This window comes from Hymenobacter sp. PAMC 26628 (genome assembly GCF_001562275.1).
Classification (GTDB): Bacteria; Bacteroidota; Bacteroidia; order Cytophagales; family Hymenobacteraceae; genus Hymenobacter.
In genome coordinates this window covers 391004-417763 of the sequence record NZ_CP014304.1, presented here as the reverse complement: position 1 = coordinate 417763, position 26760 = coordinate 391004, and the positions used below count along the sequence as shown (strand labels likewise).

The 26760-nt window shown below is 65.2% G+C and carries 26 protein-coding genes and 1 tRNA gene; 11 read left to right on the top strand and 16 right to left on the bottom strand.

Annotated elements, in window-relative coordinates:
- Nucleotides 1-371: 371 nt before the first annotated feature.
- Entirely contained in the window at nucleotides 372-767 is a 396-nt protein-coding gene (locus tag AXW84_RS02130) for a T9SS type A sorting domain-containing protein (protein WP_068227989.1), read from the bottom strand.
- A gap of 189 nt (nucleotides 768-956) precedes the next feature.
- Between AXW84_RS02130 and AXW84_RS02125 the strand changes: the two genes are divergently transcribed.
- The 3 genes from AXW84_RS02125 (at nucleotide 957) to AXW84_RS02115 (ending at nucleotide 4042) form a co-directional block, all read left to right on the top strand.
- The gene (locus AXW84_RS02125) at nucleotides 957-2078 is read left to right on the top strand and encodes an NAD(P)/FAD-dependent oxidoreductase (protein WP_068227986.1); all 1122 of its coding nucleotides are present in this window, start codon (nucleotides 957-959) and stop codon (nucleotides 2076-2078) included.
- A gap of 74 nt (nucleotides 2079-2152) precedes the next feature.
- Nucleotides 2153-3334 (top strand): type III polyketide synthase, encoded by a 1182-nt coding sequence (locus AXW84_RS02120; RefSeq protein ID WP_068227983.1) that lies wholly within the window; start codon nucleotides 2153-2155, stop codon nucleotides 3332-3334.
- Between the two features lie 3 nt (nucleotides 3335-3337).
- Nucleotides 3338-4042 carry a methyltransferase domain-containing protein gene (locus AXW84_RS02115; RefSeq protein WP_236943225.1) on the top strand — a complete coding sequence of 235 codons (705 nt, stop codon included), beginning with the start codon at nucleotides 3338-3340 and terminating at the stop codon, nucleotides 4040-4042.
- Between the two features lie 22 nt (nucleotides 4043-4064).
- On the opposite strand, the gene AXW84_RS02110 is transcribed toward AXW84_RS02115, so the two are convergent.
- The 4 genes from AXW84_RS02110 to AXW84_RS02095 form a co-directional block, all read right to left on the bottom strand.
- A complete protein-coding gene (locus AXW84_RS02110; protein WP_068227980.1) occupies nucleotides 4065-4478 on the bottom strand; it encodes an energy transducer TonB in 414 nt (137 codons plus the stop codon).
- A gap of 156 nt (nucleotides 4479-4634) precedes the next feature.
- Nucleotides 4635-5537, bottom strand: a complete 903-nt coding sequence (locus tag AXW84_RS02105) for a histone deacetylase family protein (RefSeq protein WP_068227977.1) — start codon at nucleotides 5535-5537, stop codon at nucleotides 4635-4637.
- 170 nt (nucleotides 5538-5707) lie between these two features.
- Nucleotides 5708-7522 (bottom strand): cellulase family glycosylhydrolase, encoded by a 1815-nt coding sequence (locus AXW84_RS02100; protein WP_082773647.1) that lies wholly within the window; start codon nucleotides 7520-7522, stop codon nucleotides 5708-5710.
- Nucleotides 7523-7593: 71 nt separating this feature from the next.
- Nucleotides 7594-7668, bottom strand: a tRNA-Val gene (locus tag AXW84_RS02095).
- Between the two features lie 182 nt (nucleotides 7669-7850).
- On the opposite strand from AXW84_RS02095, the gene AXW84_RS02090 reads away from it, so the two are divergent.
- Nucleotides 7851-8546: a porin family protein gene (locus AXW84_RS02090; protein ID WP_082773646.1), complete on the top strand. Its 696-nt coding sequence runs from the start codon at nucleotides 7851-7853 to the stop codon at nucleotides 8544-8546.
- A gap of 79 nt (nucleotides 8547-8625) precedes the next feature.
- Nucleotides 8626-9126 carry a DUF6992 family protein gene (locus AXW84_RS02085; protein ID WP_068227968.1) on the top strand — a complete coding sequence of 167 codons (501 nt, stop codon included), beginning with the start codon at nucleotides 8626-8628 and terminating at the stop codon, nucleotides 9124-9126.
- 154 nt (nucleotides 9127-9280) lie between these two features.
- On the opposite strand, the gene AXW84_RS02080 is transcribed toward AXW84_RS02085, so the two are convergent.
- The 7 genes from AXW84_RS02080 to AXW84_RS02065 form a co-directional block, all read right to left on the bottom strand.
- The gene (locus AXW84_RS02080; RefSeq protein WP_204248416.1) at nucleotides 9281-9859 is read right to left on the bottom strand and encodes a type 1 glutamine amidotransferase domain-containing protein; all 579 of its coding nucleotides are present in this window, start codon (nucleotides 9857-9859) and stop codon (nucleotides 9281-9283) included.
- A gap of 95 nt (nucleotides 9860-9954) precedes the next feature.
- A complete protein-coding gene (locus AXW84_RS22960) occupies nucleotides 9955-10113 on the bottom strand; it encodes a type II toxin-antitoxin system HicB family antitoxin (protein WP_071889773.1) in 159 nt (52 codons plus the stop codon).
- 26 nt (nucleotides 10114-10139) lie between these two features.
- The gene (locus AXW84_RS22955; RefSeq protein WP_071889770.1) at nucleotides 10140-11054 is read right to left on the bottom strand and encodes a DUF4231 domain-containing protein; all 915 of its coding nucleotides are present in this window, start codon (nucleotides 11052-11054) and stop codon (nucleotides 10140-10142) included.
- Entirely contained in the window at nucleotides 11038-11448 is a 411-nt protein-coding gene (locus AXW84_RS22950; protein WP_071889767.1) for a TIR domain-containing protein, read from the bottom strand. Before AXW84_RS22950 ends, AXW84_RS22955 begins: the two co-directional genes overlap by 17 nt.
- A 59-nt stretch (nucleotides 11449-11507) precedes the next feature.
- Nucleotides 11508-12434: a carboxypeptidase-like regulatory domain-containing protein gene (locus AXW84_RS25690; RefSeq protein WP_068227960.1), complete on the bottom strand. Its 927-nt coding sequence runs from the start codon at nucleotides 12432-12434 to the stop codon at nucleotides 11508-11510.
- 426 nt (nucleotides 12435-12860) lie between these two features.
- On the bottom strand, nucleotides 12861-15182 hold the full coding sequence (locus tag AXW84_RS02070; protein ID WP_236943319.1) for a mechanosensitive ion channel family protein: 2322 nt from the start codon (nucleotides 15180-15182) through the stop codon (nucleotides 12861-12863).
- A gap of 146 nt (nucleotides 15183-15328) precedes the next feature.
- On the bottom strand, nucleotides 15329-15844 hold the full coding sequence (locus AXW84_RS02065) for an acyl-CoA thioesterase (RefSeq protein ID WP_068227955.1): 516 nt from the start codon (nucleotides 15842-15844) through the stop codon (nucleotides 15329-15331).
- Between the two features lie 115 nt (nucleotides 15845-15959).
- Between AXW84_RS02065 and AXW84_RS02060 the strand changes: the two genes are divergently transcribed.
- Both AXW84_RS02060 and AXW84_RS02055 read left to right on the top strand, forming a co-directional pair.
- A complete protein-coding gene (locus AXW84_RS02060; RefSeq protein ID WP_068227953.1) occupies nucleotides 15960-17966 on the top strand; it encodes an FAD-dependent oxidoreductase in 2007 nt (668 codons plus the stop codon).
- Nucleotides 17967-18266: 300 nt separating this feature from the next.
- The gene (locus tag AXW84_RS02055) at nucleotides 18267-18671 is read left to right on the top strand and encodes a hypothetical protein (RefSeq protein ID WP_068227949.1); all 405 of its coding nucleotides are present in this window, start codon (nucleotides 18267-18269) and stop codon (nucleotides 18669-18671) included.
- 70 nt (nucleotides 18672-18741) lie between these two features.
- On the opposite strand, the gene AXW84_RS02050 is transcribed toward AXW84_RS02055, so the two are convergent.
- Nucleotides 18742-20196 carry an aldehyde dehydrogenase family protein gene (locus AXW84_RS02050; RefSeq protein WP_068238827.1) on the bottom strand — a complete coding sequence of 485 codons (1455 nt, stop codon included), beginning with the start codon at nucleotides 20194-20196 and terminating at the stop codon, nucleotides 18742-18744.
- Between the two features lie 192 nt (nucleotides 20197-20388).
- Between AXW84_RS02050 and AXW84_RS02045 the strand changes: the two genes are divergently transcribed.
- The gene (locus tag AXW84_RS02045) at nucleotides 20389-21522 is read left to right on the top strand and encodes a phosphatase PAP2 family protein (protein ID WP_068227945.1); all 1134 of its coding nucleotides are present in this window, start codon (nucleotides 20389-20391) and stop codon (nucleotides 21520-21522) included.
- A gap of 81 nt (nucleotides 21523-21603) precedes the next feature.
- On the opposite strand, the gene AXW84_RS02040 is transcribed toward AXW84_RS02045, so the two are convergent.
- The 3 genes from AXW84_RS02040 to AXW84_RS02030 all read right to left on the bottom strand — a co-directional run bounded on the left by AXW84_RS02040 (nucleotide 21604) and on the right by AXW84_RS02030 (nucleotide 24108).
- Nucleotides 21604-22287, bottom strand: a complete 684-nt coding sequence (locus AXW84_RS02040) for a hypothetical protein (RefSeq protein ID WP_068227943.1) — start codon at nucleotides 22285-22287, stop codon at nucleotides 21604-21606.
- A 189-nt stretch (nucleotides 22288-22476) separates the two neighbouring features.
- The gene (locus tag AXW84_RS02035) at nucleotides 22477-23121 is read right to left on the bottom strand and encodes a hypothetical protein (RefSeq protein ID WP_068227941.1); all 645 of its coding nucleotides are present in this window, start codon (nucleotides 23119-23121) and stop codon (nucleotides 22477-22479) included.
- A 117-nt stretch (nucleotides 23122-23238) separates the two neighbouring features.
- A complete protein-coding gene (locus AXW84_RS02030; RefSeq protein ID WP_068227938.1) occupies nucleotides 23239-24108 on the bottom strand; it encodes an SDR family oxidoreductase in 870 nt (289 codons plus the stop codon).
- Between the two features lie 234 nt (nucleotides 24109-24342).
- Here AXW84_RS02030 and AXW84_RS24355 point away from each other — a divergent pair, with 234 nt between their 5' ends.
- From AXW84_RS24355 to AXW84_RS02015, 3 genes are all read left to right on the top strand, one after another.
- Entirely contained in the window at nucleotides 24343-25179 is an 837-nt protein-coding gene (locus tag AXW84_RS24355; RefSeq protein WP_157886764.1) for a hypothetical protein, read from the top strand.
- Nucleotides 25169-25774 (top strand): pseudouridine synthase, encoded by a 606-nt coding sequence (locus AXW84_RS02020; RefSeq protein WP_236943224.1) that lies wholly within the window; start codon nucleotides 25169-25171, stop codon nucleotides 25772-25774. The genes AXW84_RS24355 and AXW84_RS02020 overlap by 11 nt, the downstream gene beginning before the upstream one ends.
- A 126-nt stretch (nucleotides 25775-25900) precedes the next feature.
- On the top strand, nucleotides 25901-26395 hold the full coding sequence (locus AXW84_RS02015; RefSeq protein WP_068227933.1) for a cold-shock protein: 495 nt from the start codon (nucleotides 25901-25903) through the stop codon (nucleotides 26393-26395).
- The last annotated feature ends 365 nt before the right edge of the window (nucleotides 26396-26760 follow it).

The window sequence follows — 26760 nt, the reverse complement described above, 5'->3', positions numbered from 1 at the left end:
GGCCCAGGTGCTGGCAGCGTTGGCCCAGGAATTTCCCCTACCTTAGAGCTAGGCCTTAATCTTACACTTGGTTCAGGACAACTTAATGCCGGGGCTCCGGGTTATATAGCCAATCTGTACTGGTTTCGCGCGGAACCGGTAGTTTATCCGCACTATTCATTCATTGCCGTTATGCTGACCCTCGTATTAGGCTTATTGGGCGCTGCCGCCCTCGTTGCCCGCCGCGCTGCCCAGGCCCCCCAACCCAAGCTGGAGCCCGTACCGGTGCGGAACAAATAAGGCCCTCGGCCCCGTAAATAAAAAAAGCAGCCCAGAGGCTGCTTTTTTGTTGCCTGCGCCACACGAAAGTTGGGGCGTCGCCGTTGAAATCGTTAGCGGATGACGAGCTTACACATTTGGTTGCCTCCGCTACCTTCCAACTTCACGTAGTATAGGCCATTGGCGAAGTGGCTCAAGTCGAGCGACTTGGTGGCATGGTCGTTGAGGTCGGTTATGGTTTCGTGGTATACGACCGAGCCAATCACATTCAGTACTTGCAGTTCGGCGCGGTGGCCTTCCTGGCCTTTGATGGTGAGTTGCACGAAGCCGGTGGTGCTGGGGTTGGGGTACGCTGTCAGCATTTTATCGTCGGTACTGGGGCGCGTTTGCTGCACGGCGGTGTGCTGGGCTTCGATGGGCCGAGGTGGCGTGGGCTGGGCAAATCCGCTGGCCAAGCCACCGGTGGCCAGGGCCAGGATGAAAGAAAGGGCAAGTAAGCGTGGCATCATACAAAAATTCGAGGTAACGAATCGGCCCGGGTGCGACGGATGGCGCACGGACTGATGTAGTTAACGGTGGGAATTAATTTTAGTTGACAAAGATAATCCCAAATCCCTATGTTACTGATGAAAAAGTTGTTATTACCGATGGAATCAAAGCTTTTCCCGATTACTCACCACTTTTCATCGCCTAACTGAGTGGACGTTCTCATCATCGGCGGCGGCTTGGCCGGTTTGGCCGGGGCCCTCGACTTGGCCCAGCGCGGCCACGCCGTGGCGGTGGTGGAACGCCGGGCTTACCCGTTCCACCGCGTGTGCGGCGAATACGTCAGCAACGAGGTGCGGCCATACCTGGCCCGGCTCGGGGCCGACCCGGCCCCGCTGGGCTTGGCCGATATCCGCCGGTTTGAACTGTCGTCGCCGGCCGGGCGCGTGCTGCGCAGCCCCCTCGACCTGGGCGGCTTTGGGGTGAGCCGCTACACACTCGACGAGTTTCTGTACCGGCGGGCTCTGGCGGCGGGCGTGCAGTTCTACTTGCCCGCCACGGTGGCCAGCGCGGCGTTCGATGCCGCTACGAACCGCCACGCGGTAGCCCTGGCCGACGGCCGCGCGCTGGCCCCGCGCGTGGTGCTGGGGGCCTACGGCAAGCGCGCCAACCTGGACCGCCAGCTCGACCGGCCGTTTTTTCGGCAGCGCTCGCCCTACCTCGGGGTGAAGTACCACCTGCGCCTGCCGGGCCACGCCCGCGACGTGATTGCACTGCACAACTTCCGGGCCGGCTACGCGGGCATTTCGGCCATCGAAGACGGCAAGCTGTGCTTCTGCTACCTCACCACGCGCGACAACCTGAAGGCCCACGGCGGCACCGTTGCGGCGATGGAAAAAGCAGTGCTGCACCAAAACCCGCACCTGCGCGCCATTTTTCACGAAGCCGAGTTTTTGTACGACCAGCCCGAGGTCATCAACGAGATTTCCTTCGCCCCAAAGCAGCCCGTGGAGCAGCACGTGCTGATGTGCGGCGACTCGGCCGGCCTCATCACGCCGCTGTGCGGCAACGGCATGGCCATGGCCCTGCACGGCGCAGCGCTGGCCAGCGCCGCCGCGCACAACTTCCTGAACGACAGCACCAGCCGCCCGGCCATGGAAGCGGCCTACGCCCGGGCGTGGCAGGCGCGGTTTGGGGCCCGGCTGCGCGTGGGGCGCGCCGTGCAAGGCCTGTTTGGGGGCCCCGTGCTGAGCGAGGCCGTGGTGGGGGCCCTGGCCCACTGGCCCGCCGCCGTGCAGGGCCTGATGCGGCGCACCCACGGGGCCCCGTTCTGAGGAAAACGCCGGCGAACCGGCCGGCCAAAATCTTTTCCCCCCGCGCCTTCCGTATTTTGCGTAAACTGCGCACAATGACCAGCTACTTAGGCGCCATCGGCACCGCCAACCCCTCCCACTGCATTGCGCAGCAACAAATTGCCGATTTTATGGCCCAGGCCCTGGAATTCGGCGACGCCGACGCCCGCCGGCTTCGGGCCCTGTACCGGGTGTCGGGCATTGGGCAGCGCTACTCGGTGCTGCCCGACTACGGCCGCCCCAACGGCGACTACACCTTCTTCCCGAACACACCTGGCCTGGAGCCATTTCCTAGCGTGGGGCAGCGCATGGCCGTGTACCGCCGCGAGGCCCTGCCGCTGGCCCTGGCTGCTGTGGCCGACTGCCGCCGCCAGGTGCCGAGCCTGGCCCTGGCGTCCATCACCCACCTCGTCACGGTGAGCTGCACGGGCATGTACGCGCCCGGGCTTGACATTGAGTTGGTGCAGGCACTGGGCCTGCCAGCGGCGGTGCAGCGCACTTGCGTGAACTTTATGGGCTGCTACGCGGCCGTGAACGCCCTAAAGCTGGCCGACGCTGCCTGCCGCGCCAACCCCGCCGCCCGCGTGCTGGTGGTGAGCGTGGAGCTGTGCACGCTGCACTTCCAGAAAAGCGCCGAAGACGACCACCTCGTGAGCAACGCGCTATTTGGCGACGGCGCGGCGGCGTGCCTAGTGCAGGGCCGGCCCTTGCCCGATGGGGCCCCCAGCCTGGCCCTCACCGCCTTCCACTGCGGCTTGGAGCCCGATGGGCACGCCGACATGGCCTGGCACATCAACGACTTCGGATTTGAAATGACGCTTTCGAGCTACGTACCCAAGCTCATCCAGCGCGGCATTGGGCGGCTGACGGAGCAGCTGCTGGAAAACCTGCCCGTGCGGCGCGCCGACATCCACCACTTCGCCATCCACCCCGGTGGGCGCAAGATCTTGGAAACCATTGAGCAAGCGCTGGATTTGAGCCACGACGACAACCGCTTCGCCTACCGCGTGTTGCGCGACTACGGCAACATGTCGTCGGCCACGGTGCTGTTTGTGCTGCGCGACGTGCTGGCCGCCGCCACCCCCGCCGACCACGGGGCGCCGGTGCTCAGCTTCGCCTTCGGGCCAGGCCTGACGCTGGAAGCCATGCTGCTGACCGTCAGCCACCAGGGGCCCACCGTGCGGGCGGTGGCCGAGTCGGCGGAACTAGCCAGCCCGCGCCTGCTTAGCGTTAATTAAGCCGTGCTGACGTACCGGGCCCCAGGCCCCGAGCTGATGGACGACCTGACGCTGGCTTCGGACGATTTGCGCCGCAACCTCGACGAGCTGGCACTCATCAACACCTGGCTGGGCGGCTACCGGCCGGTGCTGGATGCGCTGGCTCGGTTGCGGCCGCGCTTCCCCGCGGGCCGGCCGCTGCGCGTGGCCGACCTAGGCAGCGGCGGCGGCGACACCCTGCGCCACGTGGCCCGCTGGGCCCGCCAGCACGGCGTGGCGGTGGAATTGGTCGGCATTGACGCCAACCAATTCATGCTGGACTACGCCCGCGCCAAAAGCCAGGACTACCCCGAAATCAGCTACCGGCAGTTCGATATTTTCTCGGCCGAATTTCAGGCCCAGCCCTTCGACGTGCTGACGTGCAGCCTATTCTGCCACCACTTCACCGACGACGAGCTGAGGGCCCTGCTGCGGCAGTGGGCCCGGCAGGCGCAAGTGGCCGTGGTCATCAACGACTTGCACCGGCACTGGCTGGCCTACGGCAGCATTTGGGCCCTGACGCGGCTGCTCGGCGGCTCGTACCTGGTGCGGCACGACGCGCCGCTGTCGGTGGCCCGCGCCTTCCGCCGCGCCGATTGGGTGGGGCTGCTGGCCCAAGCGGGCTTGGCAAAATATGAGCTGCGCTGGCGCTGGGCGTTCCGGTGGCAGCTGGTTATCTGGCCGAGTTAGGGCCCCAGCGGTTGGTAGCTGGCTAAAAAGTAAGCGGCACCGTGTAGGAAACCGCCACGGGCTTGCCGTTTTGCCGGCCGGACCGGAAGCGTGGCAGCTTGCGCACCGCCGCCAGCACGGCCGCGTTGCAGCCGCCGTCCGGGCCTTTAATGACTTTGGCGTCCTTCACTGTGCCGCTGGGGCCCACCACGAAGTACACGAACACCTTGCCGCTGCAGCCGCTACCCGGGGCTACCCCCTGCTGGATGGACGCTACAATGCTGGCCTTGCCTGGCAGCTGTGGCATTTGCTCGACGTAGGTGTACACCTTGGCCGAATCAGGCGTGGGGGCGGCGCGCACGGCGTTGGACATGGTTTGGGCCGCGGCCGCACCGGTAGCGGCCAGAAAAACGCAGCCAGCCAGTGCCAACCGGCGCGATGAGCGGAAGAAAGTCATACCGCAAGATACACGGTAAGCGGCACGACCGGCTACGCAAGTGGCGGCTGCTACCGGGCCGCTGGGGCCCTAGCTGGCTATCCGAATAGGGCTTTGTCATTCCGACGAAGCCCTATTCGGATAAGCATTAATTGGCCCATCGCCCAGGGCCCTAACTCAGCCCCACAGGCTGGCGGCTACCCGGAACGTGTTGGCGTGGGCTTCCACGATGTCGGCGATGCGGGCGGAGTAGCCGCCGCCCATGCACACCACCACGGGCAGGCCCTGGGCGTGGCAGAGGCTGAGCACCAGCTCGTCGCGCTGGCGGCAGCCATCGCGGCTCAGGGCCAGGTGGCCGAGCTTGTCGGTGGCCAGCACATCCACGCCGGCCAGGTAGAACACGAAGTCGGGGCGCACGCGTGCTACCAGGGGCCCCAGCGTGGCGGCCAGCAGGCCGAGGTATTCGGCGTCGGCGGTGCCGTCGGGCAGGGGCTGGTCGAGGTCGGAGGTTTCCTTGCGGCCGGGGTAGTTGCGGGCCCCGTGCACCGAGTAGGTGAACACGCGCGGCTCGTGCTGGAAAATAGCGGCCGTGCCGTTGCCCTGGTGCACGTCCAGGTCCACAACCAACACCTTTTGCGCCAGCCCGTTGGCCAGCAGCCAAGCGGCCGCGGCGGCTTGGTCGTTCAGCAGGCAAAAGCCCTCGCCCCGGTCGCGGAAGGCGTGGTGGGTGCCGCCGGCAATGTTGAACGCCGCGCCGTGCACCAGGGCCCGCCGGGCGCACTCGATGGTGCCGCCGAGGATGGTGACTTCGCGCGCAAACAGCTCCGGCGACCACGGAAAACCCGTCACCCGCTCCTCCTGCCGGGTGAGCTGGCCCAGGCGCAGGCGCTGGTAGTACCCGGCGTCGTGCACCCGCAAAATGTCGGCATCCGGCGGGGGCACGGGCACGAAAAAATCGGCCGCCGTGGCCGTGCCTTCGTGCAGCAGCTGCTCGGGCAGCAGCTCGTACTTCAGCATCGGGAAGCGGTGGGCAGCCGGCAGCGGGTGGGCGTAGCTGGGCGCGAAGGCAATGGGCAGCATCTGGGCTAGTTGTCAGTTGTTTGTTGTCAGTTGTTAGTTAGGGTGTACCGCCAAGCGCACGCCGCCGCGAATCCACCAGTACGTTGGTTGAAGCACTCCACTAACAACGGACAACGAATAACTGACAACGAATAACTGACAACTAAAAACTGACAACTAAACCTCGCCAACTATTTCGGGACGGCCTTGAACGTCATGCTGCTGAGGACAGCGCCCGGGGTTTCCACCGTCAGGCGCAGGGTGTGGGTACCGGGGGGCAGCGGCAGGGGGCCCTGGGCGGCCAGGGGCCAGTCGGCGGCCGCGGCGTTGGCGGGCACGTCGAAAGTGCCGAGGCGGGTGCCGTCGAGCGATAGGGCCAGGCGGGCGGGCTGGGCGGTGGGATTGGCCGCGCGCAGCACCGCCGCGAAGGGCGCCTCGCGGCCGATGCGCACGGTGTAATTCAGCCAGTCGCCGGCCTCGGTGTGGCTCACCACAAAGCCGGGGCCCGCGGGGTCGGCGCTGAGGTCCACGCCGTCGTTGCGGTAGGCACCGCCGGCGTTGGGGGCGGGCGCTTGCAGGCCCCCGGTTTTCTCGGCGTAGGCGTCGAAGTACGCCTGGCCGTTGCGGCCCAGGTCGTAGTCGGGGGCCCCCACCCGGCCGGGCACGGTGAGCGAGGCGAAGGGCTGGGTATCGTTGGTGCGGAGCTGGCGGGTGAGGGCGTCCACCACGTCGCGGTTCACCTGGCAGTTGGCAAACAGGCAGTTGCGCAGCAGCGTGGCCCGGCCGGTGGCGTCCAGGATGCTGCCGTAGGGCTTCACATCGAGCAGGCTGGTGCGGCCGTTCACGCGCTTCAGCGTCCAGTGGCACCAGCCGATGCCCGCCGCGTCGAGGGCCCGGTAGGCGGCGGCCAGCCACTCGTTCGAGTTCTCGCCGATTTCGCCCACCCACACCGGCACGTGCTGCGCCGCCCGGAACTTCACCATGCCCCCGATGCGCGAAATCTGGTCGGGGTTGGTGGCGTCGGCGGCCCGCGGGTCGTTGGTGTCCCAGTAGTGGTGGGCGTTGTAGACGAGGTTGGTCTTGTCCTTGGTTGTCAGCGCGGCCGGCGTCAGGCCGGCGTAGTTGTTGCCGTAGCCGTCGCCCTCCAGCAGCAGCAAATGATGGTCGCCCTGGGCGCGCACGGCCGTGATGAGGCGGCTGTAGAGCGCGTTCAATTCGGCGTGGTTGGGCGAGAGGCCGTGGGCGACGTTCAGGTTGTGCGGCTCGTTGATGAGGTCGTACATGGCCACGGCGGGGGTGTTTTTGTAGCGCCGGGCCAGCGTTTCCCACAGCCGCACCGCGATGTCTTGGTAGAGGAGCCGGCCCTTGGCGTCGCGCCGCTTCCAGAGGTCGAGCGGGGCCAGGTTGTCGTTGATGTTGGGGTCGGTGCCCTGGCCGCCGGGGGCCGCGTGCAGGTCCAGCACCACGTACATGTTGCGGGCGGCGCACCACCTTATCACGTCGTCGAGCAGGGCGAAGCCGGGGGCCTGGGCGGGCTGCGTAAACAGCTCGTTGCGGTCGTAGTACCCGGCCAGGGCCCCTACGTAGGCGGCCAAGTTGCCGGTGGCCAGGGCTTGGTTGCGGGCGTGGCGCTGGGCGGGCGTCAGCAGCAGGTCGTAGTGAAACGGCACCCGCACGCAGTTAAAGCCCTGGTCGGCAACGAAGTTGATGTCGGCCTGGGTGACGTAACTGGCCCGGTAGTCGGCGTAGAACTGCTCCACTGCCGCCTCGGGCAGCGTGCGCAGCAGCGCCCGCTTGATGCGCCCCTGCGAGCCCAGCGAGTCGGTTTTGAGGATGTAGCTTTCCTGGAGCAGCCAGCCGCCCACGTTCACGCCGCGCAGGCGCACCGCGCGGCCGGCGGCGTCCACCACCTGGGGCCCCTGGGCGTGCAAAAAGGGTAGCGGCTGGGCGGCGGCCGCCCCCCCCAGCAGCGCCAACGCGGCCAAGGCGAGGAAGAGTCGTTTCATGGCGCCAAGCTACGCACCGCACCGGGGCCCCAAAAGCAAAAAGCCTCCCCGCGCGGCGGAAAGGCTTTTTGTGAGGCATACTGGGCTCGAACCAGTGACCCCCACCGTGTCAGGGTGGTACTCTGAACCAACTGAGCTAATACCCCAAAGGCGCCCGCGCCAAGGTGCGGCGGGCCGGGCAAAGGTAGCACCGGCCGGCGAATTTTTAGGCCCCGGGGCCCCGGTGGGCAACTTTCTGGGCGGGGCGAAGTATAGGGCATCGTCGATACCCGATGTGGGGCCCCGCCGGGGCCGCTGTTTTCTATCCCTTTATCCATCCCCTTAATTTATGAAAAATCTTCTTCTCACGCTTATGCTGGGCGCCGCGGCGGCCCCGGCGGCTATGGCCCAGGCCCGCGCCGGCGGCGACCTTTCCTCGAAAGATTACACCGGCGGCGCCGTCACCGATTCGCGCAACACCGGCTTCGGCATCAAGGGCGGCTACAACCTGAGCAACCTCTACGGCGGCGGCAAGGGCCTGCTCAACCCCGATTACATCAACGCCTTCCACGGCGGCGTGTACGGCCAGTTTGGCTTCAACCAAGTGTCGTCCGTGCAAGTCGAGCTGCTGTACACGCGCAAGGGCTACATCGCCAACTTTGCCGGCGGCGCTTACAACGAAAGCCAGCGCACCACCCGCCTGAACTACTTGCAGCTGCCCGTCCTGTACGTGGCCAACTTCACCAAAAACCTGAGCTTCCACATCGGGCCCCAGGTGTCGCTGCTAACCAACGCCCGGGTGTACGACCAGGACCTTGCCCTGTCCGCCGGCGGCTTCAACTCGCTTGATTACGGCGCCGTGGCCGGCTTTGAGGGCCGCGTGGGCCCCGCCCGCATCGGCGTGCGCTACGACCTGGGCCTGGGCAACGTGTACAAAGACGGCGTGTCGATAAAGTACGGCGGCAATACTGTGGCCAACCTGACCAACAGCAACTTGCACAACCAAACCTTCCAGGTGTACCTGGGTTTGGGCTTCACCCAATAGGCCCGCTGGGGCCCTACCGCCGCCTGCCCGCGCGCCTTTCGGGTTGCGGGGGCAGGCGGCTTTTTTATTCCCTTTTCCCATGCCCGCCCTCGACCCCAATGCCCTGTACGCTGCCCGCGAGCTAATTGTGGGCCGTGGCCTGGCGGTGCTCGCCGCCTGGGTCATCGCCAACCTGGTGGGCAGCGGCTACGCCGTGGGCCGCGCCGACCGCCGCCTGGAGCCCTACTACTTCCACTTCATGAACGTGGCCTGGGCCCTGGTGAACGCCGGCCTCGCCGCCTGGGGCATCGTCATGCTGCGCCGCTTGCCGCCGGCCGGTTGGTCGCTGGCCGCCGAAGCGGGGGCCCACCACCACGACGAAAACCTGTTCCTCATCAACACCGGGCTCGACGTGCTCTACGTCGTCGTGGGCCTCTGGCTGCGCCGCCGGGCCACCGAGCCTGACGCGCGCCACCCCGCCCGGCTGGCTGGCTTCGGCTACTCGGTGCTGCTGCAAGGCACCTTCCTGCTGGTATTCGACTTGGCCATGACGGCCCTGCTGCACCTGGCGGGGGCCCCGCTGCGCGCCGCCGGGCTGTAGCGTGGACGCTGCGAGTCCACGGCTCCCACTTCGTCCTACCGATTATTGTTCAGCGACCGGTTAGCGGCTCGGACTCGCAGCGTCCAAGCTACACGCGAACGGCCCGCTACTAGGCAGTAGCGGGCCGTTTTATTTCAACGTAAAGCCGGGGGCCCTAGCTGCGCGGGGCGTGCTGGCCTTCAAGGATTTCTTCTACAATTTTCTTGTTGAAGGCGGGAATATCGGCGGGCTTGCGGCTGGTGATGAGGCCTTTGTCTACCACCACTTCCGAATCTTCCCAGTGGGCGCCGGCGTTTTTAAGGTCGGTTTTCAGGCTGGGCCAGCTGGTCATTTTCTTGCCGCGCACCACGTCGGCCTCAATCAGCGTCCAGGGGCCGTGGCAGATGGCGGCCACCACCTTGCCCGAGCCGGCAAACTCGCGCACGAAGGCCACCACGTCTTTGTCGAGGCGCAGGATGTCGGGGTTCATCTGGCCGCCGGGCAGCACCAGGGCGTCGTAGTCGGCCGGCTTCACGTCGGTGATGACTTTATCGACATCTACTTTGTCGCCCCAGTCCTTGCTGGGGCCGTCCCAGCCCTTGATGGAGCCGCTTTTGAGGGAGATGACGTGGGTGGTAGCGCCTTCGCCTTCGAGGTATTTCTTGGGCTCGTCAAGCTCGGCCTGCTCGAAGCCGTCGGTGGCAATGATGGCAATTTTCTTGCCCTTGAGCTTATCGCTGCTGAAGATGGACATGGGTAAGGAATGGTAAAGAGAAAGGGCCGGGGATAGTCCCGGTCCTTTCTTTTACGCCCATGGGGACCTTTGGTTCCGCGGCAGCGCGGGCGCTCCTAGCCCAATTCCAACTGTTCGGCAATAACGCGCAGCGCCAGAGCTTGTGCGTTGGCAATGGCCTGCTCCCGCGTAGGTCCGTAGGCCAGGGCCCCGGCTATTTGCAGCAATTCGGCCAGCCAGCGTCCGTTGGCTTCGCGTTCCGTTTCGATAGTCATAGGATGAAAAAGAAGTTAACCAGGATTCAGCCCGAAACGTCTTTTCTAGCTACCCACATGGTATGCTCTCTAGAGAAGGCATTTTCAGCATCCTTGACGAAATCAGACAGTTCTTTATCAGTTGTTATTCCATCGCTTTTCTGTCGTATCAGAACTATCTCATGTGCTGTAAACGCATACACAGTAGAATTGTCTTGATACCTTTTTACTTGAATCCAAGTGAGAACACCGGTTGCTCCAACTATAATTGCTTCGATTGGAAGATTGGATAATTTAGGATAACCAATTTGAACAAGAAGCAATATGATTGCTAAACTGTGAAGAATAACCATTACCCGAAACCAACGCTTGCCCATTATACGGTTCTCTACAGATTTCTTACTGTACCATAAGCGTTGTTCCTCTATCCTATGTTCTTTATAAACAGCCAACCTAGTTGGAGTATCTAGATTACGAACCCATTTCATCTTATCAGTAACAGCATCATAGGAAACTGCTCCGTTACCCATAAACTCGGAGAGAGTATTATTTTGACTTAAAATTTCTGCTAAATCATTACAAAACTCATGTTGAGCTTTTATTGGCGGATCTGTCACAGAATAAGGTTCTGCATTCATCATATAGCGCCAAGATCTAGTTTTAATAGATTCGGCAACAGCGCGGCCTTTATACCAGACTTTGTCATGGCGTTTCCATTCAGACAATAAACTTATTCCTAAAGTCGTCATAAAGAAGACTGCAGAAATAATAGTTACCGCAGTAGACTTGGCAGAGTAGGCGGCGAACAGAGCACCAACTACCATCAAAATCAAATAGGAATACGTCGTACGTAGATGCAGCGTCTGAGCATCACTAGAGGCATTATTTGCTGATTGATATAATGCCGGGTAGTCTTCAGAATCGACAGATAAAGCGCCTGCTGTGTTAGATTGAGTAGTCACGTATAGCTGAGACAAAAGAATTTGTATTCCATCCTACGATGATGTTGGCCGCTTGAGTTACAGCTTTAGGAGTTACAGTACTTCCCCAAGGCATCACAGCAATGATTGGCTTTTGCATCTGTTTAGCATAATCAATCTCATACTGTATCCAGTCACTATATGAAACATATAGTCCTCCTAAAATAATAACACATTGCACAGGTCTTATTTGACCCATTATTTCTTCCCCTAAAGCTGTACTTGACATCTTATCGAATTTATCATCGCGTGGTACGCTATAATTGGCATATTCAAAAAGAGGAGCTTCATCGAGTAAGTTTATAAATCGCACGTAATCGTCATGATAGCGCCAAGCATGACTAATAAAAAGTCTGTATCGTTTTAAAGCAGGCATTGTGTTTAGGATTAAATGAATGAAGAAAAGCGAAACGTTATCTGAATCAATATTAGGGATTATCCCTTCCCCATCACCCCATCCGCCCGCTTTTTCACGCCGGCTTGCACCGTTACAGCGGCTTCCTGCGGGGCATAGCCCGCGCCGCTGAAGGTGAGGGTGTAGTCGCCGGCGGGCACGGCCAGGGCGTAGCGGCCCTGCTCGTCGCTCACGGCCGCGGCGGTTTTGGGGCCCGCGACGGCCACCGTCACGCCCGCGGCGGGGGCCCCGCCGGGCAGGGTGAGGGTGCCGCGCACGCCGGCCTGACCGGGGCCGCGCACCAGGCCCAGCAGGTACTCGGTTTGGAAGAGGCGGGCGGTGTCGGGCTGGAGGCGGAAGATGCGCTGGGCGTCGCGGTTCATCTTCTGGTAGTCGTCGTAAAGGGCCTTGTTGGCCGTTTGCTGGGCGGCGGTGCCCTGCTGGGCGGTGCCTTTCAGGGCCTGGTACTCGCCGAGCAGGGCCCCCACGTCGGCGGCTTCGGCGGCCAGGGCGGCGGGGAAGCCGTCGGGCATCTGGCCGGCGGTGCGCAGGTCGGCCGCGTGGGCCCGCACGAAGGCGTCGGCCGCCGCCATCAGGGCCGCGGCGCGGGCCCAGTCGTAGTGCCCGGCGGCGTCGTAGTCGCGGTGGCCGGCCGCGTCGCGCATGGCGGCGTAGGCGTCGGGGTAGGCTTCCTCGATGTAGCCGTCGAGCTGGTACCAGGCGGCGAGGTACTCGGTGAGCTGGGGCAGCAGGCGCTGGCGCACGGCTTCGGCCTGGCCCGAGCGGGCGGCATCGTCGGGGAGGGCCTGCGCGGCGGCGAGGGCCGCGGCCTGGGCGTCGGCCAGCGCGGCGGTGTAGCCGCTCTTGTAGGCGGCAAACCGGGGCAGCTGCTCGCCGTAGGCCTGCCAGGCCAGCGGCAGCAGCAGGTACAGGTCGCCTTGCGACATCGGGATTAAGGACTTGGTCATGGCGGTGCCGAACAGCGGACGATAAAAGGTAAATAGTACCGCCAAATGTAGGCGGTTTAAGCCCGGCCACAAGGTCCCGCATCTATAAAAAATACAAAATCGTTCTTTTTGCGGCCGACTTTTCCGTCGGTTTTTCGGCTCCGCCCGTTCCGCGCCGGGCCCCGGGGGCCGGGGCCGGCCGGAAACCGGGGCCAGCGCGCCCCCCGGCGGCAGCGGCCGGCCGGAAAAGCCTTTTTGTCCTTTCCCCGGCTTGGCTAGCCCCTCCCCCGGCGCTGCCGGCCGGCCGGAAAGGGGGAGCCGCTCGTCTCCCGCTGGGCATTGCCGGGCAGAAATTCGTTTCGGCCGCCCCCCCGAGGGCCCCGGCCGGTCGGATTTTTGTTTTCAGGCGGTACCGCGTCCGTACAATTTGGGCCCTGGCCCGCCGCCCTAGCTCAGCACCAACCCTTGCGCCGTGAACCGCCGGTAGATGCCGGCCAGGATTTCGCTTTTGGTGAGTTCCTGCTGGCGGATGTTGGTAATCCAGAACAGCACGCGCAATTCGTATACCTGGCCGTTGATGTTGTTGAGCAGGATTTCGGGAGCCAGGGTGTGCATGGTGTAGGGGCTGGCCTTGATTTCCTCCTGGATTTGCTCGCGGGCGGTTTGCAGGGCAGCTTGCGGGTCGGCTTGCCCGTCGGCGTCGGGGTTCACGGCGGGGGCGATTTTTAGGGTGAGGTCCACGCGCACGTGGTCGTTGGTGCGGGTCCAGTTGATGACGTGGCCGGAGAGCAAATCGCCGTTGGGCACGATAATTTCGGAGCCCGTGACGGAGGTGAGCTTGCTGGAGCGGATGCCGATGTCCTGCACGCGGCCCGCCTTGCCGGCCACCTCGATGAAGTCGCCCACGTGGAAGGGCCGCTCGAAGATGAGGATGATGCCCGACACCAGGTTGTTGACGATGCTTTGCAAGCCCAGGCCGATGCCCACGCTGAGGGCCCCGAACACGATGGCGATTTTGCTGAGCGGCAGGCCCGTGGCGGCCGTGGCCAGCGCGAAGCCCACGAGCACCAGCAGCAGCCGCAGCCCCACCAGCCAAGAGCCGCGCTGCCGGGTCCCGGGGGTATCGTCGGCATCGCTCACTTCGCCAAAAAAGTAGCCGATGTATTGCTGAAGCTGCGCCGAAATGTAGAGAATGATAAAGAACAGCAAGATGTTGCCGAGCGTGAACTCGGTGCTGCCCAGCAGGCGCGGGGCCGCGAGGAAGCGTTCGGCCACGCCGTAGAGCACACCATACAGGTTCAGGTTGGAGGTGAACACCAGCAGCCACAGGCCCGCCGCCACCGCCGTGAGCAGGCGCAGCAACGAGGGGCCGATTTTGTCGTAGTCGAAGTGCCCCACGCCGCCCGCCGCCGAGCGGCTGCACAGCACTTGCAGCAAAAAAGCCTCGGTGAGCAGCTCGATGAGCACGGCCAGCCCGATGCCCTGCGTGAGCCCGAATATGGCCGTCGTGCTGAACATCTTGGCCAAGCTTAAGCGGCCCAACACGTTGCAGGCCACGGCCAGCCCGTTCAGCGCCATGAACACCCCCGTGACGGGCACCACGAACGGGGGCAGCTTGGCTGCGTGCCGCACGCGCCGCAGCAGCACCGCCCCGATGCCCACGGCCGCCACGTCGAGCAGCAGCAGGCCCCAGCGCACCAGCAGGCCCGCCGCCGCGTTGGCGTTGATAAGGGCCAGCCCCACGAAAAACGCCACCAGCCCCAGCCAGTACCAAAACGCGCCGCGGGGCCAGCTGCGGGCAAACACCGCCGTGAGGGCCCCCAGCAGCAGCACTTGCAGCAGGGCCAGGTACACGGGCGGCGGGTGCAGCTCCAGGGCCGGGGCCAGGCTGAACACCACCACCAGCGTGGCCGCTACCAGCCCCGGCCGCAGGTAATGGAAGGGCGGCTCGATGGCCAGCGCCCGCTTGTTCACCCGGCGGTAGTTAAAAGCCACCCAACCGTAGAACACGGCCCCAATCAGGGCCATGTAGGCCCAGTTGTCCCAGTTGTTGGCGAAGTAGTAGCCGATGATTTCGCGCCGGTAAACCTCGTCCTGGGCCGCGTCGGGGTCGGGCGGGGGCGGTGGAACGGGCCGCGCCTGCCACAGCGGCGGGTAGGCCGCCTTGATGGTGGTGCGCCCGAAGCGGCGCATGAGGTCGCCCACCCGGTCTTGCAGCTCCAGCGACTGGATGTAGCTGGCCGCCACCTGGGTTTGCAGCGTCTTCACGCGCTGGAACCGCTTGGTGAGCAGCCCTGCGATGCGCCCCTGCCGCCCTTGCAGCGCCGAATCGGCCCGCTCCAGGGTAAGGGCGGCCGCGTCGGGGTGGGGGGCGCGGGCCGGCGGGCCGGGCAGGGCCTTTAAGCGGGCCTGCATGGCTTCCAGCGCCTCGTGGGCCCCGCCCAGCGCCGTGCGCCACTCGGTGAGTTGGCCTTGGGTGGTGGCCAGCATCAATTGGCACATTTGCAACTGCTTGATGTCCACCACCTGGTCGGTTTCCTCCACCCCGTGCTGAATGGCTTTCAGGGTTTCGCACACGTCGGGCAGCGCTTCGGCCAGGTCGCGGGGATCGTACACGTTGCGCACCTGCCCGGAAATCCCGCTCAGCGTGGTGTAGCCCATTTCGATGCGGTGCGCGTCGTCGTGCGTCACCGTGTCTGGGGCCCCGGCGGCGGGGGCCCCGAGCGGCGCGGCCCGGCGCTGGGCCTGGGCTCCCGTTGCCAGCAGCACCAGCAACACCCCTAAATAACTAAACTTTACCAAGCCCTTTTTTAGCAATCTACTTATAATCAAAGAAAATAACGGATACATATTGTATTAAAGATAGCAAGCGGCAATAAAGGGGAATGTACGCCTTATTGCCGGGACCCGGGGCTCTATTCGGCGGAGCGGCGCAGCTGCTTGAGCTCCTGGCGCACGGCCTTCACCCGGTCATCGAAGCCATCGGGGTCGTACTCAACCTCTTCCACGTCCACCCGGTCGAGCAGGTCCATCAGCTCGTCGGAGTGGTCGAGGCGGGTGCCGGCGGGCATCTTCACAAACGTCATTTCCGACCACAGCAGCGCCAGCAGGCGCAGGCCGTCGGCGGCGCGCATCTGCATTTCTACCACCAGGTTGGAGTTGTCGAAGTGGATGAGCTGGGTGCGGATGAGCACCTCCACGCCCTGGCGCGCGGGCTTGAGGTAGCTGAGGTGGTGCTTGGTGATGACCCAGGCCGCGTGCTGCTCGCGGGCCAGCTCGCCCATATTCAGGGCGTAGTGCTCGGCCACTTGGTCTTCGCGGGCGTTGAGGAAGTAGTCGAGGTAGCGGGCGTTGTTGAGGTGGCCCAGCATGTCGCAGTCCTGGAAGTGGACGCGGTGGCGGGTCTCGGGGGTGCGAACGAGGTCGGGCATGGCGCAAAAGTAGCGCTGGGCCCCAAAACCACCCCAAACTACTCGGCACGCCTACTACTTTGCCCGAAAATGCCTACCTTTTGCAACCCGTTGCCGCTGCCCAAAATTCCACCCGATGTTCGACCTTACCCCCGCCCGCGCCGCCGCCGTCCGCGCCGTGGCCGACACCCTGCTGCCGCCCGCCCCCGGCCTGCCCACCGGGTCCGAAGGCATTGACCTCGATCAGTTTGTAGCCGCTGTGCGGGCCCAGCCCTTCGGGGCCCAAGCCGAGTTCGGGCAGCTGCTCGACCTGCTCAACCAGCCTGTGGTGGGCCTTACGTGGCTGGGGCCCCTGCGGCCGTTTGCGCAGCTCAGCGCCGCCCAGCGCGAGCAGCTGCTGCAAAGCTGGGCCGCTTCGCGGCTGCCGCCGCTGCGCAAGGGGTTTCAGGCGCTGCGCAAGCTGTGCCTGTTTCTGTACTACGGCGGCAGCCGGCCCGGCCGCCCCGCCGCCTGGAACGCCCTGGGCTACCCCGGCCCCGCCGACGCGCCCGCCGACACCGCCCAGCCCCTCCAAACCCTGCGGCCCCGGCAGGACATTACCTACGACTGCGACGTGCTGGTGGTGGGCTCGGGGGCGGGCGGCGGCGTGGTGGCCGGCGAGCTGGCCGCCGCCGGCTTCGACGTGCTGGTGCTCGAAAAGGGGCCCTACTACCACGGACGCGACTTCACGCAGCGCGAAACCGACATGATGGGGGCCCTGTACGACGCCCGCGGCACCCTCGGCACCCACGACGGCGGCGTGGGCATCCTGGCCGGCTCGTGCCTGGGCGGCGGCACCACCGTGAACTGGGCCGGCGCCTTCCGCACCCCCGACTACGTGCTGGAGGAATGGGCCCGCGCGCACCAGGCGCCCCACTTCACGGGCCCCGATTTCCAGCAAAGCCTGGATGCGGTGAGCGCGGCCCTGGGCGTGAACACCGATTACACCCGCCACAACGGCCAGAACCAGGCCCTGTGGGACGGCTCGCAGCGCCTGGGCCAGGACGTGAAGCTGATTCCACGCAACGAGCGGGGCGTGGACGCGGCCGACGACGCGCACTTTAGGGCCCTGGGGTACTCGTCGCTCGGCGATGGGCACGGCCACAAGCAGGGCACCCTGAACACGTATTTGCCCCTGGCCGCCCGCCACGGGGCCCGCCTGCTGGCCGATGCCCGCGTCGAGCGCATCACCCAGGCCCACGGCCGCGCCGCCGGGGCCGAGGCCGTGTACGCCCCCGCCGACGGGCCCGCCGTGCGCGTGCAGGTGCGGGCCCGCTGCGTGGTGGTGGCCGCCGGGGCCATCCAGACGCCGGCCCTGCTGCTGCGCTCGGGCCTGCGCCACCCGCACCTGGGCCGCCACCTGCACCTGCACCCCACCCTGATTGTGGCCGCGCTGTACCCCTGGGCCATGCACTCGTGGCACGGCCCGAGCATGAGCGTGGTTAACGACGCCCACACCCGCCGGCACGGCACCAACTTCGGCGTGAAGCTCGAAACGCCCCCCACCCACCCCGGCCTGCTGAGCACCGTGCTGCCCTGGCTGAGCGGGGCCCAGCACCGCGAGCTGATGGCCGGCGCCGCCCACCTCGGCTCGTTCATCGCCCTCACCCGCGACCGCGACGGCGGCCGCGTGCGCGTGGACAAGCACGGGATTCCGCTGATTGACTACGCGCTGTCGGATTTTGACCGGGGCAACCTGCTGGCCGGCGTGCAAGCCGCGGCCGAAATCCACGCCGCCGCCGGGGCCCACACCATCTACCTGCCCCACGGCACACTGCCCATTTTGAAGGCCGAAAACGGGGCCCTGCGCCACCCCGAGCTGCTGGCCCAGCTGCCGCACCTGGGCTGGCGGCCCAACCAGTTTGGCCTCTACAGCGCCCACCAGATGAGCACCGCCCGCATGGGCGGCGACGCCGCCACCCACCCTGTGCGCCTCACCGGCGAGACCGTGGAGCTGCCCGGCCTGTACGTGGCCGATGGCGCGGCCTTCCCGGCGTGCTCGGGCGTGAACCCCATGCTCACCATCATGGCCCTGGCCCACCACACGGCCCAGGGCCTGAAGGCCACGCTGCCGGTAGCGGCCCGCGCAATGGCAGCCCAGTAAATGCGTTGAGAAATTGCTTGAATTCATTAACCGGCTGGACGACGCCATTGCGCAGCGGCTGCACGGCTGCGCCCGCCACGGCGAACTACGTCGCATCAAGGCCCTAACCGGCGCCCACATCGATTCGCTGCGGTACAGTGCCTTCGCGCAGCGCAAGTTTGCGAACCGCCGCCGTAAGATTAAGCGGCGCCTGCCCCACGAGGGCAGGCGACCGGGGGCCCCAAAGCCGATTTTTTTAGCGGGCAGCGTACCCAGGAGCGGTTTTTGCGTAACCACGCGGGTATGGCTATTTTCCCGCTTATGCATTCTGCCCGTTTTTCCACCTTAGTACTGGCCTTGGGCCTGGCAGCTTCGGGCTGCTCGGTCTTTCACAAGCGCGCCAAAGCCCCGATAACCGAAGCAGGCCCCGCTGCCGCCGCGCCCACGCCCGCCACCGCCGCCCGCGACTTGGCCGATGCCATGGCCACCGTGCTCAAGCTCACTCCCGACCAAACGAGCCGTATCCGCACCGTCCTCAACGGCACCGTCGAGCAGGCCAATGCCGCCAAGCAGCAGCACCCCGCCCAATCGCCCGAGCTGGCCGCCGCCCTCAAGCACATTAACATCGCCTCCCAAACCCAGCTGCAACAAATCATGGGGGCCGCCAAGTACCGCGAGTTCAAGGCCAAGCAAGCCCGGGTGCAGGCCGAAATGGCCCGGCAATAAGCGCAGCAGCTTGCAATTCAGCGCGCCAGACGAGCAAGTGAATGATCCTTTACGAGGCAGCCCCGGGGCCCTACAGGTACGCCAGTAGCCAGCCAATCAGGCGCTTCACCCCGCTGGTGTAGGGCGGGTACATGGGTTTGAGGGCAGTGAAGCCCACGCGCTGTTGCAGCACGCCCTTCTCGTTGCTGAAGGCCAGGAAGCCGGCGTGGCCGTGCGCCTTGCCCAGGCCGGAGGTGCCCACGCCGCCAAACGGCAGCTCGGGGTGGGCCAGGTGCAGGATGGTTTCGTTCACGGCCGCGCCGCCGGCGGCCACGGCCCCGAGCAGGTAGCGGCGGTTGGCCGGGCTGGTGGTGAACACGTACTGGGCCAGCGGCTTGGGCCGGGCGTTCACGTAGGCGGCTGCCTCGGGCAATTCGTCAAAAGCCAGCACGGGCAGCAGGGGCCCAAAAATCTCTTCTTCGAGCACGGCGGCCCCGGCGGGCACGTCGGTGAGCACGGTGGGCTCGAGGTACTGCTGGGCCGCGTCGAAGGCACCGCCGGTGGCCACGGTGGCGCCGCGGGTTTCGGCGTCTTCCAGCAAGGCAGCCAAACGGCCGAAGTGGTGGGGGTTCACCACGCGGGCGTACGACTCGGAGGCTTTGATGCCGGCCCCGGCGGGGTTGTAGAAGCGGCCGATGGCGGCCTTCATTTCTTCTACCAGGGGCCCCAGCACGGGGCGCTGCACCAGCAGGTAGTCGGGGGCCACGCAGGTTTGGCCGGCGTTGAGGAACTTGCCCCACACGATTTTCTCGGCTGCGTCGCGCAGGTTGGCGGTGGCGTCCACGATGGCGGGGCTCTTGCCACCCAGCTCCAGCGTGAGGCCGCTGAGGTGCTCGGCGGCGGCGCGCATCACAATTTTGCCCACCGCGGGCGAGCCGGTGAAGAAAATATGGTCCCAGGGCAGGCGCAGCAGGTCGGTGGCCACGTCCTTGTCGCCCTCCACCACCAGCACTTCATCGGGCCGGAACAGCTCCTCAGCCAAGCGGCGTAGCAGGGCCGACGTGGCAGGCGTTTGCTCAGCGGGCTTGATGACCACCGCGTTGCCAGCCGCAATGGCCGAAACCAGCGGGTCGACGGCCAGGTAGAACGGGTAGTTCCAGGGCGCGATGATGAGGACCACGCCCTTGGGCTCGACCTGCACCCAGCCGCGGGTGCCGGCCAGGGCCAGCGGCGTGCCCACGCGGCGCGGCGCCAGCCACTTTTTGAGGTGCGCCGCGGTGTGCTTGAGCTCGACCTGCGCGGCCCAGATTTCGGTGATGTCGGTTTCCGACGGCGGCTTGCGGAAATCGGTGTGCAGCGCCTCCTGAATGGCCGCGCGGTTGGCCGTCAGCCAGTCGCCCAGCCGGCGCAGGCGGGTGCGGCGGGCGGCCACGTCTTCCTGGCGCAGGGCGGGGGCCCGGCGGCGCAGCGCCTCAAACGAGGCCTGAAACGGGTTGGAGGCGGCAACGGGCGCGGGCGAGGCGGCGGGGGCAGCGGCGGGGGTCATAAGGGCTGGGCGGGTGGGCAGCAACGGGGCCGGGCCCCTCGCTGAAAGGTACGCCGGGGCCCGCCAACCCGCCAAGGCCCCGGCCGATGTTACGCGCACGTTATCTTTGCACCGGCCGGGGCCCCGGCGGCGGGGTACGGGCTGCCGCTTTCTATTTGCCTGGCGTCCTATTTTATTGCTTTACTTATTAACATGTTACTACGCTACCCGCATCGGCGGGGGCCGTGGCAGCGCTTGGCGCTGCCGTTGACCTTGCTGTTTGCCCTGGGCCCGGCCGCCGCCGCGCCCGCCCCGCGCCCCGACTCGGTGGCTGTCCCCCACCCCGCCGTGCTAGCCGATACCATTCGCCCCGCCGCCGCAGGGCCCCCCGCCGACTCTCTGCCCGCTAAGCCCGGCCACGCCCGCCGCACCGATTATATGGTGGCCCCGGGCGTGACCTGGCACTACGAAAAGCCCCGGCCCTTCCAGTGGCTCTACCACATCCCGCGCGATGTGGCGGAGATGCCGGGCTACGCCTTTAAGAAGAAAAATGTGCCCGTGCTGGCCGGCATTGTGGGCAGCAGCGCCGTGCTGTTCGCCTTCGACCAGCTGATCATCGACGGGGTGCAGCGCGGCAGCCGGGGCCTGGGCATCACCGCCGAAGACAAGCAGCGCAACCTGTTCCGCCTGCCCTTCCACGTCGGCAGCATCAACCTGCCCATCGAGTACAACGCGCCCGACAACTTCAACACCTCGCTGTACTTCCTCGGCGACGGCTGGACGCACCTCACCATTGCCAGCAGCTTTTTGGCGTACGGCATTTTTGGGCACGACAACCGGGCCCTGCAAACCTCCAGCCAGCTCGGCGAGGCCATCCTCACCACTGGCCTGGCCACGCAGCTCATCAAGCACCTCACCGGCCGCCAAAGCCCCAATGTGTCGACCAAGCCCCGGGGCGAGTGGGACCTGCTGCCCAACTACAACGACTACCAAAACGCCGTGCCCCAGCACGATGCTTTCCCCACCGGGCACCTGGCCACGGCCATGGCCACGGTCACAGTCATCGCCGACAACTACCCCGAGTACCGCTTCATCCGCCCCGTAGGCTACGGCCTGATGACGGTGCTGGGCGCCGCCATGCTCAACAACGGCGTGCACTGGGCTTCCGACTACCCGCTGGGCATCGCCTTGGGCTACGGCTTCGCCAAAATTGCCGTGGCCCATGGCCGCACCCGCCTCAACCCGGTTACCGGCCTGGCCCGGCCCCGGCCCTGGTACCGGCAGGCGCAGCCCGCGCCGTTCGTGTACGGGCCCTTCACGGGGGCCAGCCTCACGTGGCGCTGGTAGCCCACGCCGCTAGCGCAAAAAGGCCCTTTCCCGCGCGGGAAAGGGCCTTTTTTTGGGCCCTGGGGCCCCAACAATGCAGCATTAGAACAAGCTTTTTTTCACGGTACGGTGACCGTTTTTGTCGAATTTGACGATGGTGCCGTCGGCGCGCTTGATTTTTAGCGAGCCGTCGAAGTTGCGCTTCACCTTGACGCCGTTGGCGTACTTCACCTTCTGGAACGTCACCCTGGCACCCGGGGCCTGGTAGCGCCCCTTGGCACCGGGCAGCTTGGCAGTGCCGGGCCGGGGCATGGCGAGGGCCGCCGGGTGGCCGGCCACGGGCGCCACTGCAGCGGCGCGCGGCGGCGCGTAGTAGGCCGCCTGGCGGCTGGCGTAGGCTTGGTACTGGCGGGGGGTGAAAGCCGCTTTCAGGCGGCGGCTGGTTTGCTCGTTGGTGGCCCGCACGGCAGCGTATTCCCCGGCGGTATCGGCGGCGTACTGGGCGGAGTACCCTTGCAACGCCCGGCCCCGGGCGTAGTACTCGTTTTTGATGCGCGTGAGCAGGGCGGGGTCGGTAATTTGCAAGTCGCGGGCCACGCGCATGGCCGCCACGTCGGCGTCGTTGCGCAGCCGCATGGTATCGAGAGCCGAAATAGCGGCGGCTGGGGCCCCGTTGGTGGGCAAGTACGCCGAGCTAGCGGCCGTGTTTTCGGCCTCCTTCTCTTGCGCGCACGCGGCGGTAGCTAGCGCCGCTACGGCCAGCAGAACCAATGTTTTAACGGTCATGAACACACTGTTAAGTATAGATTAGCAAGGCATTGCACCTGCGCCGCCTTTCATGCGCGCCGCGGCCGGCGCCAGCCGTTGCCACGGGCCGGCAGGGCCCCCAGGCAAATTGCGGCCCAAAAAAAAGTCCTTCTCCGTACGGGGAAAGACTTTTTTTGGGCAACGCTGGGCTTGCGCCGCGTGTACTGCTTAAAGCAGCGGCTTCTTCACGGTGCGGTGGCCGTCCTCGTCAATTTTGATTTTGGTGCCATCGGCGCGCTTGATTTTCAGCGACCCGTCGTCGCTGCGCTTGATTTTGGCGCCGTTCTGGTATTTCACTTTGCGGTCGGCCTCGTTGTTTTCGAGCTTTTTAATGCCCGAGCCCTGGCCCACGCGGGCGCCAAGGCTAGGGGCGGCGGCCGTGGTAACCACCGTGTAGGGCCCCGAATAATAACCGCCCTGGTTGGCGGTGTAGGTCTTGTACTGGTCGGCGGTAAGGGCCGATTTCAGGTTGGCCGTGGCTTGGTCGTTGGCGGCGCGGGTGGCGGCGTACGCGCCGGTGGTGTCGGTGGCGTACTTGGTGGTGTAGCCTTGCAGCTCGCGGCCGCGGGCGTAGTACTCGTTTTTGATGCGGGTAACCAAAGCCGGGTCGGTAATTTTCAGGTCCTGGGCCACGCGGGCGGCCAGGGCGTCGGCGCTGGTGCGGTAGGCAGCCGTGTCCACGGTCGTGGTGGTGGTTACCGGGGTGTTGTCGCCGGCGGCGGGCACGGTGGTTTCCGTGGTGGTCTTCTCCTGCGAGCAGGAAGCAGTGGCGAGCGCAGCGGCGGCCAGCAGGCCCAGGAGTTTGGTGTTCATAAAGGCAAAGATTAAGAATTGTAAAACCGCTCTTTTGCAGTTTTGTGAAGCCAGTACGGCCGAGCCTGGGACGGGGTTGCCCAGGCCCGGCCGTACCGGTTTCTTAGCGTGTGGTTGCTACGCGTTTACCACCGAGCCGCCGTTGGGGTGCAGCGTTTGGCCCGAGAAGTACGAGGCGTCTTCCGAAGCCAGGAACACGTAGGCCGGGGCCACTTCCGAGGGCTGGCCGCAACGGCCCATCGGGGTGTCGTGGCCAAAGAGGGGGATTTTCAGCATCCCAGCCCCCGTAATGAACGGCGTCCAGATGGGGCCCGGGGCCACCGAATTTACCCGAATGCCTTTCTTGATGAGTTGCAGCGACAGTGCCCGCGTGAAGCCCTCGATGGCCCCCTTGGTGGAGGTGTAGTCGAGCAGCGCCTCGTTGCCCTTATAGGCGTTCACCGACGTGGTGTTGACAATAGCCGCGCCTTCCTTCAAATGCTTCAGGGCCGTGCGCGTGATGCGGAACATGGCAATGATGTTGAGGTTGAAGATGCTGTCGAGCTCCTCGTTGGTGATTTCCTCGAGCGAGTCGTGCCAGTTCTGTTCGGCGGCGTTGTTCACCAGCACGTCCAGCTGGCCGTACTCGGCCACGGTGCGCTCCACGATTTCCTCGCAAAAGGCGGGGATTTTCAAATCGCCGGGCAGCAGCAAGCAGCGGCGGCCGTAGCCCCGCACCAGTTCCTGGGTTTTTTCGGCATCTTCCTGCTCGGTAGGGAAGTAGCAGATGGCCACGTCGGCCCCCTCCACGGCGAAGTGCACGGCCACGGCCCGGCCAATGCCTGAGTCGCCGCCCGTGATGAGGGCAATTTTGCCCTTCAGCTTATCGGCCCCCTTGTAGCCTTCGCGGATAAACTCCGGCTCGGGGGTCATTTTGTATTCGAGGCCGGGTTTGCCGGCGCCCGCGTCCTGGGACTGGGGCGGGAAAATGGTGGGTTTGTCAGACATGATGGGATTTTGAAAGGAAAGCTGAATTGGCTTTGCTAACGGCCGGCGGCGCGGTGGGGTTGGCCCCACGATCAGTTTTCAGGCCGGACTTATAGAAAAAATTTAAGTATTGATAATCAGCTATAAATATAAATTTAGAAACCTCGAAAGATCTCTCGCACACCTTAATATTAAACTAACGTTACGCCTTTGCCTCCAAAGGTTACACCCCTGCCACTCTGCTCCTATTTTGCCATGAAGACAGTTGAAATCGTTGTTATGGGGGGCTGCCATGTGGTGGGCTGGCCCCAGAGCAAGGCCCGCCCCTTCCCCACGCTGCTCAGCGAGCTGGTGGGCGCCAAGGTGGTGGGCCAAGTGCCCCACCTGCGGATCTCGCACCTGGCCGAGGGCCTGGCCAGCGTGCACGCGCTGCGCCCCACGCACGCCGTGTTTCAGTTGGGCAACTACGAGTTCACGGGCTACCTCAAAAGCCTGGTGCACCAGTACAACCACCTGTTCGATACCCGCCTAGTGGAGGAAACCCTTGGGCACTACGCCGAAAAGGCCCCCGCTGAAGCAGCCGGCACCGGGGCCCCGCTGGGCCGCCGCGGGGGCCTTGGGCCGGCGCATTATGCCCGCGTGGGTGCGGCGGGGGCCCTGGTTACGGGGCTGTGGCTGTTTTCGCGGCAGTACCGCGCCAGCTTCCGCAACCTGGCGGCCTGCGCCCGGCAGCACCCGGGCACCTCGTTCATCTTCCTCTCGCCCCTGCCCTGCCTCACGCCCGCCGACAACGCCATGCGGCGCTTCGGGGGGTGGTTGTTACGCCGCCGGCTGCCCGCGCTGCCCAACGTGCACTGGCTCGACGCGCACCAGTTGCTCGGGGCCGAGCCCGCGCTGTTCGTCGACGCGGCCCACCTCAACCAGCGTGCCCACCAGGCCCTGGCCTACGGGCTGGCCGCCGCCGTGCTGGGCCATGCCGACGGCTGTTTCAAAGAGAAAGTCCGGGCTGGGGGCCCGACGTTTACGGCCCGCTACCTCTTGCCCCGCCCCCTTGGAAACCCTGCCCGCTCCCCCACCCTTGTTGCCCACTGACCCGAGCCTGCCGCACCGGCACTTCGTGCTGCACAAGCCCTACGGCTGCCTTAGCCAGTTCCGCAGCGAGTTCAAGGGCGAGCGGAACAAGCAGTTTCTGGGGGCCCTGCACGATTTTCCACCCGGCACCATGGCCATCGGCCGCCTCGACGAGGCCAGCGAGGGCCTGCTGCTGCTCACCACCGACGGGGCCCTGAGCGCGCAGGTGCGCAGCCCCGGCGTGGAAAAGGAATACTACGCCCAGGTAGACGGCCTTGTGACCGACGACGCCCTGGCGCAGCTGCAAGCGGGCTTCGCGTTGCGCGCCGCCGACGGCACCGCCTACCACACGGCCCCCTGCCAGGCGCGCCGGCTGGCCGAGGCCCCGCCCTTCGCCCCGCGCACCCGCAAAATCCGCGACGAGCGGCACGGGCCCACCAGCTGGCTGGCCATCGTCCTCACCGAAGGCAAGTTCCGGCAGGTGCGCAAGATGACGGCCGCCGTGGGCCTGCCCACCCTGCGCCTGGTGCGCGTGCGGGTGGGCGGCGTGTGGCTCGGCAACCTGGCCCCGGGCGAGGCGCGCGAAGTAGCGGCCTTCGCCGGGTGCGGCAATTAGGGCCCCGAGGGGTTTTTAAGCTAACTACTTTTTTCGTAACTTTCGCCTTTCGGCGGAATCTAATTAGCCGCTTTAACCTTTTCGCTTTGGCTAGGCCAAGCAGCTACGTCGAACTAATAATAACCCATGGGAAGAGCACAAGAAACGTTCGGTAAAAAAGAGAACGAAAAAAAGCGGCTAAAAAAGAAAAACGATAAAGAAGAAAAGCGCGAGCAGCGCAAGGCCAACGCCAAGCCCGGCCAGAGCCTGGACGAGATGCTGGCCTACGTGGACGAGAACGGCAACATCTCCACCACCCCGCCCGACCCGACCAAGAAGCGCGTCATCAAAACCGAAGACATCCGCATCGGCATTGCCCGGCAGGAAGACCTGCCCCAGGAAGACCCGGTGCGCACCGGCACCGTGGCATTCTTCAACGACTCGAAGGGCTACGGTTTTATTAAAGATTCGCAGACCCAGGAGAGCATCTTTGTGCACGCCAACGGCTTGGCCGGGGGCCCCATCAAGGAGGGCGACAAAGTGAACTTCGAGGTGGAAATGGGCCAGAAGGGCCCCACCGCCGTGCGCGTGAAAGCCGCCAGCGCCACCCCGCCGCCAGCCCCAGCTCCGGCCGCTCAATAATAAAGTTGGTTTTCAATGCAAAAGCGGCCGCAGCTCCTAGAGCTGCGGCCGCTTTTGCGTGCTGGGGCCCCCCGGGGGCCCCTAGCCGGAGACTCGGCCAGTTCTCTGGCTAGGGGCCCCAGCGGCCGGGTAGGTTGCTTTCGCGTTCTGAGCAGCAGTATGGGGTAGTTTTGAAGCCCGCCTGTACTTTGGCGGTATAGGGGTGGGACTTGCCCCTACCCGTTGTTGAACGGAATAAGTGGATGGGCGCACGCAGGGGCGGGGCTTGCCCCCGCCCCTGCGTGCGCCCATCCACTTTGGGGCTGGAAATATTTTCCAGACGCCCTGTAACGCCGAGGCCCCAGTGGCGGTAACCCGCCCCAAAC